Consider the following 11,876-nt stretch of genomic DNA (forward strand, 5'->3'; position numbering starts at 1 on the left):
AGGAGAAAAAGATGAAAACATTCCCGACGGATTTTTTATGGGGCGGCGCGACCGCGGCCAATCAGGTGGAAGGTGCTTATCTGGAAGATGGCAAAGGCTTATCCACCTCCGATGTGCAGCCGCACGGCGTTTTCGGCGAAGTGGTCGAGCGCGTACCCGGCGACAGCGGCATAAAAGATGTGGCGATCGATTTTTACCATCGCTATCCGGAAGATATTGCCCTGTTTGCCGAGATGGGCTTTAACTGCCTGCGAGTCTCCATCGCCTGGACCCGCATCTACCCCAACGGCGACGACGCCGAGCCGAACGAAGCTGGCCTCGCGTTCTACGACAAGCTGTTCGACGAGATGGCGAAGCACAGCATCACCCCGCTGGTGACGCTGTCGCATTATGAAATGCCATGGGCGCTGGTAAAAAACTACGGCGGCTGGGGCAGCCGGGAGGTGATTGGCTTCTTTGAGCGCTACGCCCGGACGGTGTTCAGCCGCTATAAAAATAAGGTCAAACTGTGGCTGACCTTTAACGAAATCAATATGTCGCTGCATGCCCCGATGACCGGCGTCGGCCTGCCGGCCGGCAGCAGCAAAGGCGAGGTGTATCAGGCGATTCACCACCAGCTGGTGGCCAGCGCGCTGGCGGTCAAAGCCTGTCATGAGCTGGTGCCTGAGGGCAAAATCGGCAATATGCTGCTCGGCGGGCTGATGTATCCCCTGAGCTGCAAACCGGAGGATGTGTTCGAGACGCTGCAGGAGAACCGCAGCTGGCAGTTCTTCGGCGACGTACAGGCGCGCGGCGCGTACCCGGGCTATATGCAGCGCTATTTCCGTGACAACGGCATCACGCTCACCATCACCGACGCCGATCGTGAAGCGCTAAAAACCACCGTCGACTTTATCTCCTTCAGCTACTACATGACCGGCTGCGTCACCGCCGACGAGGCGCTGAACCAGCAGGCGCGCGGCAATATTCTCAGCATGGTGCCGAACCCGCACCTGGCGAGCTCGGAGTGGGGCTGGCAGATAGACCCGCTGGGCCTGCGCACGCTGCTGAACGTGCTGTGGGATCGCTACCAGAAGCCGCTGTTTATCGTGGAAAACGGTCTGGGCGCCAAAGATAAGGTGGAAGCCGACGGCAGCATTAACGATGACTACCGCATCAGTTACCTGAACGACCACCTGGTGCAGGCGCGGGAAGCCATTGACGATGGCGTTGAGCTGATGGGCTTTACCAGCTGGGGACCGATTGACCTGGTGAGCGCCTCAAAGGCGGAGCTGTCGAAGCGCTACGGCTTTATCTATGTCGACCGCCATGATGACGGTACCGGCACCCTGGCGCGCAGTAAGAAGAAGAGCTTTGGCTGGTATAAAGAGGTGATTGCCAGCCGCGGCGCCAGCCTGAAAGCCTAAAGGATGCCCGCCCGGCCATCGCCGGGCGGGAGATTAGCCGGTTTACGCGCGCGCAGTAAAAAGGTCATCGGAGGTTCTTTCTCTTCATCCAGAGCGGGCAGGGTGGAAAAGAGGTGCGGCTCGTTAAAAGATGCCGGCTTATATTCATCCCTTGAATTGATAAGGTTGTTTATTTTTAGCAAACTAATAATTTAGTCACACGCTTTACTAAACGCGTTTAATTCAATTAACTTATGATAACCAACCTGATTAAGTTATCTGACCTGTCCAATGAAATTGATATTAAATAAAAGCGTGCTGGCGGCATTGCCCCTGGCCATCGCGCTGGCTGGCTGCGCGCCATCTCATTGAGGTTGCTAATCCGCCGCAGCAGCAAATTCCAGCCTCCCATGTTTCCATGGATCTCCCTGCCGCCGTGAAAAATGGCTGGCCGCAGACTGACTGGTGGAAAGATTACCATGACCCACAGCTTAATAATCTGATTCAGCGAGCGTTGGCCAACGCGCCGGATATGCAGATTGCCGAACAGCGCATCAGGCTTGCCGAAGCGCAGGCGCGAATGTCGCAGGCGAATCTTGGCCCGGAGATGGATTTCTCCGCCGATATTGAACGCCAGCGCATGTCGGCCGAAGGCCTGATGGGACCGTTTGCTACCGACACCGACGGCAATACCGGCCCGTGGTACACCAACGGTACCTTTGGCCTGACCGCCGGTTGGGATCTCGATCTGTGGGGAAAAAACCGTGCGCTGGTGAAAGCGCGTATCGGCGAGCTGAAAGCCCAGGTTGCTGAACAGGCCCAGACCCGTGAGCTGCTCTCCGGCAGCGTGGCGCGTCTGTACTGGCAGTGGCAGACGGAAGCGGCGATCAAAGCGGTGCTGCAGCAGGTGAAAAACGAGCAAAATAATATCGTGACGGTCGACAGGGCCCTGTATCAGCGCGGGATCACTAACTCCGCCGAAGGAGCGGAGAACGATATTAACGTCAGCAAAACCGACCAGCAGCTGGCGGACGTGACGGGCACGATGAAAGAGATTGAAGCGCGGCTGATGGCCCTGACCAACAGCCAGAGCCAGTCGCTAAACCTCAAACCCGCCAGCCTGCCAACGGTCAGCGCGCAGCTGCCAGATACCCTCGGCTATGAGCTGCTGGCGCGCCGCCCGGATCTGCAGGTCGCCCACTGGTATATTGAGGCGTCCCTGAGCGAAATGGACGCGGCGAAAGCGGCGTTTTATCCGGACATCAATCTGATGGCGTTCCTGCAGCAGGATGCCCTGCACTTAAGCGATCTTTTCCGCCATTCGGCGCAGCAGATGGGCGTTACTGCCGGGTTGACGCTGCCGATCTTTGACAGCGGCCGCCTTAACGCCAACCTGGATATCGCCAGCGCGCAGAATAGCCTGTCGATCGCCCAGTACAACAAAGCGGTGGTGGATGCCGTTAACCAGGTGGCGAAAACCGCCAGCCAGGTCGAAACATTAATGGCCAAAAGCCAGCAGCAGCAGCAGGTTGAAAAAGACGCTCAACGGGTAGTGGATCTGGCGCAGGCCCGAATGGCGGCGGGGATCTTACCTGGCTCCAGAGTCAGTATGGCGAAGCTCCCGGCGCTGCAGGAGCGGATCACCGCATTGCGCCTGCACGGCCAGTGGATTGACGCTAGCATTCAACTGACCTCGGCCCTCGGCGGCGGCTACCACCAGACGGTGAAGTAACCGCCAACCACGGTGCGCCCGCGGGCGCGCCGCTTAGTCTTTCTTCTTACTCTCGCGCCGCCTGAGCCACCAGTGGGCGGCCACCACCACCACCACCGCGAGGATCAGCCAGATCCAGTGCTTCAGATGGGCATCCAGATGGTGCAGCCACGGGCCAACCACCTCGCCGCCGAGATAGCCAATGGTGGTAAACAGCAGGGCCCACACCAGCGCTCCGACAATATTCAGCGGCAGGAAAATGCGCGGCGGCAGGCGGCTGGCGCCGATCAGCAGGGGGCCGATTACCCGGAAGCCATACATAAAGCGGGTGCCGATGACAAACAGCCACGGCCGGTGCTGGATCATACGCTGCGCTTTACGGATCCGCGCTTTCTGACTGGCGAAACGGCGCAGGATGCGTCCCCCGAAGCGGCGGCCGACCAGATAGAGCAGCTGATCGCCAATCATCCCGCCGAGGGCGACGGCGATCACCACCAGGGGAAATTTCAGTAGCCCCTGATGCGCCGCGACGCCGCCCAGCAGGGTAATGGTCTCACCTTCCGCCATGCTGCCGACGATCAGCGCCGCGTAGCCATACTGGGAAATCAGGTGATTGATATCCATAAAAAGCTTTTCTCCTTACCTCATCACCTCTTAATCATACACCCTGCTGACCAAAACGCGGCGACGCAGAATTTTCTGTGCTGTACATAAAATAATCTACAGGGTGAATTATACTTGGATCAGTGCAGTACGAAGCCGTGACAAGGGGGACGCTATGAACCATGTCTGGGGGCTCTTCGCTCATCCCAACCGGGAAATGAGCGTGATTAAGAGCGAGAATGAAACCATTTCTCATCACTATACGCATCATGTGCTGCTGATGGCGGCGGTTCCGGTAATCTGCGCCTTTATCGGCACCACGCAGCTGGGCTGGAACTTCGGCGATGGCACCGTGATTAAACTGTCGATGCTGACCGGACTGGCGCTGGCGGTGCTGTTTTACGCCGTGATGCTCGCCGGGGTGGCGATCATGGGGCGGGTCATCTGGTGGATGGCGAGGCAGTATCCGCAGCAGCCTTCCCTGAAACGCTGCATGGTGTTTGCCGGCTACGTCGCCACCCCGCTGTTTCTGAGCGGGATTGTGGCGCTCTATCCGCTGGTCTGGCTGTGCGCGCTGGTCGGTACTATTGCGCTGTTCTATACCGGGTATCTGCTGTATCTCGGCATTCCGACCTTCCTGAGCATTAATCGGGAAGAGGGGTTAAGCTTTGCCAGCTCGACGCTAGCTATTGGGGTACTGGTGCTGGAAGTGCTGCTGGCCATCACCGTGGTGCTCTGGGGGTATGGCTACCGACTCTTCTGATCGGGCGACACGGGTAAATATGCATTGCCGGCAAATATGTATTTTATGTCGGCAATGCAGCATTTCTTCACGATTCTTATTAGGCACAGGGCCTTACGGCGCGGTATGATGGCGTTTGCCAGCGAAGTTGCCCACTTAACCTCGCGGCGTACGTTCCATAACGTGCAAAAATACTTTTCAGAATGCCCATGATGCCGAAATTTCGAGTCTCTTTGCTCAGCCTGACCTTGCTGCTGGCTGTGCCTTTTGCGCCCCAGGCGTTAGCAAAAACCCCGACGGCGGTGACCGCCTCGCAGCCGGAAATTGCCTCCGGCAGCGCCATGATCGTCGATCTGGCCACGAAAAAAATCATTTATGCCAGCCAGCCGGATCTGGTGCGCCCGATGGCGTCGATCACCAAAGTGATGACGGCCATGGTGGTGCTCGATGCCCATCTGCCGCTGGATGAGATGCTGACGGTGGATATCAGCCATACGCCGGAAATGAAGGGGATCTACTCCCGCGTGCGCCTCAACAGCCAGATTAGTCGCCGCGATATGCTGCTGCTGGCGCTGATGTCTTCCGAGAACCGCGCGGCCGCCAGCCTGGCGCATCACTATCCGGGCGGCTACGACGCTTTTATTCGCGCGATGAACGCCAAAGCCCAGGCGCTGGGCATGACCCATACCCGCTACGTGGAGCCCACCGGCCTGTCGGTGCATAACGTCTCCACCGCCCGCGATCTGACCAAACTGCTGATCGCCAGCGAGCAGTATCCGCTGATCGGCCAGCTGAGCACCACCAAAGAAGAGACCGCCACCTTCGCCCATCCGGCCTACAGCCTGCCGTTCCGCAACACCAACCATCTGGTGTATCGCGATAACTGGAACATTCAGCTGACCAAAACCGGCTTCACCAACGCTGCCGGCCACTGCCTGATTATGCGCACGGTGATTAACCAACGTCCGGTGGCGCTGGTGGTGATGGATGCCTTCGGCAAATATACCCACTTCGCTGACGCCAGCCGCTTGCGGACCTGGATTGAAACCGGGAAGGTGATGCCGGTACCCGCCTCGGCGCTGAGCTATAAAAAGCAGCGCGAAGCGCAGATGGCGGAGGCGATGCTGAAAGGCGGCGCGCAGACCGCGCAGAACGATTAATCTGCATGTCTCCCGGATGGCGGCGCATTGCGCCTTATCCGGGCTACGTGATTTGGCACCGGGTTTGCCCCCTTCGCAGGCCCGGCAAGCGCAGCGCCGCCGGACAATATACCCGACACCGTGCCGCGTATGTGCCGGATGGCGGCTCGCGCCTTATCCGGCCTACGTGATTTGGCGGCGGGTTCATCCCCTTCGTAGGCCCGGCAAGCGCAGCGCCGCCGGGCAATCAGGTCGAGTGCCGGTGTTTGTGGCGGATGGCGGCTGACGCCTCTCCGGAACCGCGCTGAACGGTAGCCCGGCTAAGGCGTTTACGCCGCGAGCCGGGGATTTGACGCCGGATATCACTCCGGCAGCGTCCAGTCGCCGTCACCCAGCGCGCGCTGCATAATCAACGTATCCCGCCAGTCGCCCATCTTGTAGCCGACGCTGCGCAGCTGACCCGCCACGGTAAAGCCGAACTTTTTATGGATCGCCAGCGAGCCGGCATTGTTATGGCCATCGCCGATGATCGCCAGCATCTGCCGCCACGGGCCTTTCTCGCACTCAGCGATTAGCCTGGACAGCAGCGCGCTGCCGATGCCGCGTCCGCCCATTCCGGATTCCACGTATATCGATTCCTCGAGGGTGTAGCGATAGGCCGGACGCGGGCGATAGAAGGTGGCATAGCAGTAGCCGACGATAGCCCCGCGCCACAGTGCTACCAGCCACGGCAGCCCGTTGTCGCGCACGGTCTGGATCCGTTTACGCATTTCGTCAACGGTGGGGGGGATCTCTTCGAAGGAGGCGCGGCCATTAAGCACGTGCCAGACATACAGCGCGGCGATGGCGTGCGCATCGTCGGGCAGCGCTTCGCGAATTTCTAAATCACTGTCGAGTAACGGGGCCTCTGCGGGCATGGCGGCGCTCCTGAATCTGCCGGAGAAACATTCTCCGGCGTGCAGCGTAATACAGAAGCGCCAGGCTGAATAGTCCTGTCGTCGATTATTGCGGATCCGCCGGAGAGGCTGGCGTCGGGGCCGCTTCACCCCAGTATTTCTGCTTGCTGGTTTTACCAATCCCCGGGTTCATGCTGTTGGTCGGATCGTTCTGGCGATAGAACTGCTGCAGGCTCTCCGGGGCCTCATACAGATGACCCACGTTATGCTCCGCCGGGTACTGGGCGCCGCGCGCTTTCAGTAACTCCAGCATTTTTTCCTTCAGCGCGTGGGCGTCGACCCCTTTCCTGACGATGTAATCCTGATGGAACACATGGCACATAAAGTGGCCATAGTAGAGCTTATGCACCAGCTGGCTGTCGATTTCGGGCGGCAGATGTTCGAACCACTCGGTATCGTTACGGCGCAGGGCGATATCCAGCGCCAGAATATCTTCGACTTCGTCGGCATGCACCGCCTGATAGCGGATCGCCGCGCCGGCGGCGGCAAAGCGATGGAGGAACGCCTTGCTGCCTTCCTCCGGCGTACAGGCGAAGAAATCCCCCTCGGCCTGCTGGAAGTACTCCGTCAACCAACGCTGCGCTTCTTCGATGCCGTCGCCAGCCATCTTCAGCAGCAGATGATGTTCATATTTATCGCGCCAGGTTTTCATCCGCTCCGGTAAATGCGCCGGGAAGACGTGGCCGAGCTTCTGCATAAAGCGGTCGGTAAAGTGCGGCTTAAACAGCGAGACTTTCTCCAGCATCGCGTCGGTGCGCCCCTTCATGGTGAAGAAGAACGGCATTTTGTCGGTGCCGAGCTTGTCGATCATCAGGAAGGTGTCTTTGCCATACTTCTCGGCGATATCGTAAATATCGCGGTGCATATATTCCCCCGCCACCGGCAGATGCTGGAACTCGGCGAGGATATGGCGGCGGATCTCGGTCAATACCTGCGGCTGGTTGGTGCCAATGTAAAACACCTGCTGGCGCTTTTCCGCCGGGAAAGTATCGAGACGCACGGCGAAAACCGCCAGCTTGCCGGCGCAGCCGGAGGATTCGAACAGGCGGTCCGGGTCGGCGTTATAGCGCGCCGGGGTGTCGGCATCGACATCGCGCACGCGGGTGACATAGTCGTGATCGTGGGCGTGGCGGCCGTCGTGCAGGACATCGCTATCGCTAATCCGTTCGTCATCGAGGCGGCTGAGGATCTGCTCCGGCGTGCTGCCGAGATCGATGCCCAGATGATTGACCAGCTTCAGCTTGCCGTCGGCGTCAATCTGCGCGAACAGCGACATCTCAGTGTAGGCCGGCCCGCGCTGCACCAGCGAGCCGCCGGAGTTGTTGCAGATCCCGCCGATGACCGACGCGCCGATGCATGACGAACCGATCACCGAGTGCGGTTCGCGTCCCAGCGGTTTGAGCGCTTTTTCCAGCGAATAGAGGGTGGTGCCGGGCCAGGCCAGCACCTGCTCGCCTTTGTCCAGCAGATGCAGTTTGTCCAGGCGCAGGGTGCTGATAATCACGATCTCGCGATCGTAATCATTGCCGTTGGGGGTCGAACCTTCGGTCAGGCCGGTGTTGGCCGCCTGCATCAGAATAATTTTATCGGCGTCTACGCAGGCGTTGAGCACGCGCCAGAGTTCCAGCAGGGTGCCGGGAAAGACAACCGCCAGGGCCTCGCCCTGACCGGAGCGGAAGCCTTTGCGGTAGCGCTGGGTTTTTGCCGGGTCGGTCAGCAGATGCGAAGGGCCAACCAGGCGCGCCAGGTCAGCCAGAAACGTTTTATGGGTGTCAGTGGGTGCAGATGACATGTTCCACTCCTTGTGGTGGTGCGCGAAATATCGAGGATAAGCATAGCGCTTTGTATGACAATTTGATGCATGAATGTTTCGCAAAAATCAGAGAAGAACCTTAGCATTCTGCGGGCGCGTTGTTTATATATATGGCAAACTGCGGTTTTTATTATGTTTTACCGAGTCCCCGTCTGAGATAAAGCGAGATAACAATGAAATGGCTCTGCACTGTAGGCGTCGCCGTGAGTCTGGCGCTGCAACCCGCGCTGGCGGATGAACTGTTTGGTAACCACCCCCTGACCCCGCAGGCGCGGGATGCCTTTGTCACCGACCTGCTGAAAAAAATGACGGTGGACGAGAAAATCGGCCAGCTGCGTCTGATAAGCGTTGGCCCGGATAACCCGAAAGAGGCGATCCGTGAAATGATCAAGAACGGTCAGGTGGGGGCGATTTTTAACACCGTTACCCGCCCGGATATCCGTGTGATGCAGGATCAGGTGATGCAGCTTAGCCGCCTGAAGATCCCGCTGTTCTTTGCCTACGATGTGCTGCACGGTCAGCGCACCGTGTTTCCGATAAGCCTCGGCCTGGCCTCGTCGTTTAACCTTGATGCGGTGAAGACCGTGGGCCGCGTGTCAGCTTATGAAGCTGCCGATGACGGGTTGAACATGACCTGGGCGCCGATGGTCGACGTCTCCCGCGACCCGCGCTGGGGACGCGCTTCCGAAGGGTTCGGGGAAGACACCTATCTGACCACGATGATGGGCCAGGCGATGGTGGAGTCGATGCAGGGCAAGAGCCCGGCGGACCGCTATTCGGTGATGACCAGCGTCAAGCATTTCGCCGCCTACGGCGCGGTGGAGGGCGGGAAAGAGTACAACACGGTCGACATGAGCCCGCAGCGCCTGTTCAACGACTATATGCCGCCGTACAAAGCCGGGCTTGATGCCGGCAGCGGCGCGGTGATGGTGGCCCTGAACTCGCTGAACGGCACCCCGGCGACCTCTGATTCCTGGCTGCTGAAAGACGTCCTGCGCGACCAGTGGGGCTTTAAAGGCATCACCGTTTCCGACCACGGCGCCATCAAAGAGTTGATTAAGCACGGCGTGGCCTCCGACCCGGAAGACGCGGTGCGCGTAGCGCTGAAGTCCGGCATCAACATGAGCATGAGCGACGAGTATTACAGTAAGTACCTGCCGGGGCTGGTGAAGTCCGGCAAGGTGACCATGGCCGAGCTGGATGATGCCACCCGACACGTGCTCAACGTGAAATATGATATGGGACTGTTCAACGATCCCTACAGCCACCTGGGACCGAAAGATTCTGACCCGCAGGACACCAATGCGGAAAGTCGTCTGCATCGTAAAGAGGCGCGCGAAGTGGCTCGCGAGAGCCTGGTGCTGCTGAAGAACCGTCTTGATACGCTGCCGCTGAAAAAATCCGGCACTATCGCGGTGGTGGGCGCGCTGGCGGACAGCAAGCGCGACATGATGGGCAGCTGGTCCGCGGCCGGGGTGGCCGACCAGTCGGTGACCGTCCTGACCGGCATCAAAGAAGCGCTGGGCGATAACGGCAAAGTGATTTACGCCAAAGGGGCGAACGTTACCGATGACAAAGGCATTGTCGATTTCCTCAATTTGTATGAGAACGCGGTGCAGGTTGACCCACGCTCGCCGCAGGAAATGATCGACGAAGCGGTCGCGGCGGCGAAGCAATCCGATGTGGTGGTCGCCGTGGTGGGCGAGGCGCAGGGCATGGCGCATGAGGCCTCCAGCCGGACCGATATCACCCTGCCGCAGAGCCAGCGCAATCTGATTGCCGCTCTTAAAGCCACCGGCAAACCGCTGGTGCTGGTGCTGATGAACGGGCGTCCGCTGGCGCTGGTGAAAGAGGATCAGCAAGCCGATGCGCTGCTGGAGACCTGGTTTGCCGGCACCGAAGGCGGCCACGCCATCGCCGACGTGCTGTTTGGCGACTACAACCCGTCGGGCAAGCTGCCGATGTCTTTCCCGCGCTCGGTGGGCCAGATCCCAACCTACTACAGCCACCTGAATACCGGCCGGCCGTATAATCCGGAGAAGCCGAACAAGTACACCTCGCGTTACTTCGATGAAGCCAATGGCCCGCTGTATCCGTTTGGTTACGGTCTGAGCTACACCACCTTTAGCGTCTCCGATGTCAACATGTCGTCGGCCACCATGCCGCGCGATGGCAGCGTGACCGCCAGCGTGCAGGTGACCAACACCGGCAATCGCGAAGGGGCGACGGTGATCCAGCTCTACCTACAGGACGTCACCGCCTCCATGAGCCGGCCGGTGAAAATGCTGCGCGGCTTTAAAAAGGTCACCCTCAAACCGGGCGAAACGCAAACCGTTAGCTTCCCAATCGACGTCGACGCGCTGAAGTTCTGGAATCAGCAAATGAAATACGTTGCTGAGCCGGGCAAATTTAATGTCTTTATCGGCTTGGACTCCGCCCGCGTGAAGCAGAGCGAGTTTGAGCTGCTGTAAGGTATCGCTCTTAAGCCCAACGTCACGCTTTAAAGGCCGATTAATCGGCCTTTTCTTTTTCGCATCGCTGGCAAATGGGCTACGCTTTTCTCTTAAGCTTCTGTAAGCGAAGCGCAAAAGAACTGAGGGATGCGGGATGAAGATGGCAACGACATGGTCCGGCGCGCTGGCGCTGGCCGCCCTGATAAGTTTACCGCTGCAGGCGGCGGAGCCGGTGAAGGTCGGCTCGAAAATTGATACCGAAGGCGCGCTGCTGGGCAATATGATCCAGCAGGTGCTGGAAAGCCACGGCGTAAAAACGATTAATAAAATCCAGCTCGGCACCACGCCGGTGGTGCGCGGGGCGATTGTCGCCGGCGAGCTGGATATCTACCCGGAATATACCGGCAATGGCGCCTTCTTCTTCAAAGATGAAAACGACCCGGCGTGGAAGAATGCCCAACAGGGCTATGAGAAGGTGAAGCGCCTCGATCAGGAGAAACATCAGCTGGTATGGCTCACCCCGGCGCCGGCCAACAACACCTGGACTATCGCCGTGCGCCAGGACCTGGCGGAGAAAAATAAGCTGACCTCGCTGGCCGACCTCAGTCGCTACCTGAAGCAGGGCGGCGAATTTAAGCTGGCGGCTTCGGCGGAATTTATTGAGCGCCCGGACGCGCTGCCGGCGTTTGAAAAAGCGTATGGCTTCAACCTCAACCAGAACCAGCTGCTGTCGCTGGCCGGGGGCGATACGGCGGTGACCATCAAAGCGGCGGCGCAACAGACCTCCGGCGTTAACGCGGCGATGGCCTACGGCACCGATGGCCCGGTGGCGGCCCTGGGGTTACAGACGCTGAGCGACCCGCAGGGCGTGCAGCCGATATATGCCCCGACGCCGGTGGTGCGCGAGGCGGTGCTGAAGGCCTACCCGCAGATCGCCGACTGGCTGCAGCCGGTCTTCGCCAGCCTCGATGAAAAAACGCTGCAGCAGCTGAACGCCCGCATTGCGGTGGAGGGCCAGGATGCGAAGCGCGTGGCGGCAGATTATCTGCAGCAGAAAGGCCTGCTGAAGTAAGC

8 protein-coding genes and 1 pseudogene are annotated in these 11,876 nt (G+C 59.3%); 6 read left to right on the forward strand and 3 right to left on the reverse strand.

Annotated features, from left to right (window positions below; translation table 11 throughout):
• Positions 1–11 precede the first annotated feature (11 nt).
• Both ACR809_RS08355 and mdtQ read left to right on the forward strand, forming a co-directional pair.
• Entirely contained in the window at positions 12–1,406 is a 1,395-nt protein-coding gene (locus ACR809_RS08355) for a glycoside hydrolase family 1 protein (RefSeq protein ID WP_015958733.1), read from the forward strand.
• Between the two features lie 270 nt (positions 1,407–1,676).
• Positions 1,677–3,117: pseudogene (gene mdtQ, locus ACR809_RS08360) on the forward strand (multidrug resistance outer membrane protein MdtQ).
• Positions 3,118–3,150: 33 nt separating this feature from the next.
• Here mdtQ and ACR809_RS08365 read toward each other — a convergent pair.
• Positions 3,151–3,720, reverse strand: coding sequence for a DedA family protein (locus tag ACR809_RS08365; RefSeq protein WP_002912833.1), 570 nt, complete (start codon positions 3,718–3,720; stop codon positions 3,151–3,153).
• Positions 3,721–3,874: 154 nt separating this feature from the next.
• Between ACR809_RS08365 and ACR809_RS08370 the strand changes: the two genes are divergently transcribed.
• Entirely contained in the window at positions 3,875–4,462 is a 588-nt protein-coding gene (locus ACR809_RS08370) for a Yip1 family protein (protein ID WP_002912831.1), read from the forward strand.
• 188 nt (positions 4,463–4,650) lie between these two features.
• A complete protein-coding gene (gene pbpG, locus ACR809_RS08375) occupies positions 4,651–5,601 on the forward strand; it encodes a D-alanyl-D-alanine endopeptidase (protein WP_004180615.1) in 951 nt (316 codons plus the stop codon).
• A gap of 341 nt (positions 5,602–5,942) precedes the next feature.
• On the opposite strand, the gene ACR809_RS08380 is transcribed toward pbpG, so the two are convergent.
• Both ACR809_RS08380 and dld read right to left on the reverse strand, forming a co-directional pair.
• Positions 5,943–6,497, reverse strand: a complete 555-nt coding sequence (locus tag ACR809_RS08380; protein ID WP_002912829.1) for a GNAT family N-acetyltransferase — start codon at positions 6,495–6,497, stop codon at positions 5,943–5,945.
• 85 nt (positions 6,498–6,582) lie between these two features.
• Positions 6,583–8,328 (reverse strand): D-lactate dehydrogenase, encoded by a 1,746-nt coding sequence (gene dld / locus ACR809_RS08385; RefSeq protein WP_002912827.1) that lies wholly within the window; start codon positions 8,326–8,328, stop codon positions 6,583–6,585.
• Positions 8,329–8,522: 194 nt separating this feature from the next.
• Between dld and bglX the strand changes: the two genes are divergently transcribed.
• Together bglX and osmF are read left to right on the forward strand one after the other, a co-directional pair.
• Positions 8,523–10,820, forward strand: a complete 2,298-nt coding sequence (bglX, locus tag ACR809_RS08390) for a beta-glucosidase BglX (RefSeq protein WP_101970421.1) — start codon at positions 8,523–8,525, stop codon at positions 10,818–10,820.
• 136 nt (positions 10,821–10,956) lie between these two features.
• Positions 10,957–11,874, forward strand: a complete 918-nt coding sequence (gene osmF / locus ACR809_RS08395; protein WP_002912823.1) for a glycine betaine ABC transporter substrate-binding protein OsmF — start codon at positions 10,957–10,959, stop codon at positions 11,872–11,874.
• The last annotated feature ends 2 nt before the right edge of the window (positions 11,875–11,876 follow it).

The sequence above is a fragment of the Klebsiella sp. CD33 genome, from assembly GCF_051992865.1.
GTDB lineage: Bacteria > Pseudomonadota > Gammaproteobacteria > Enterobacterales > Enterobacteriaceae > Klebsiella > Klebsiella pneumoniae.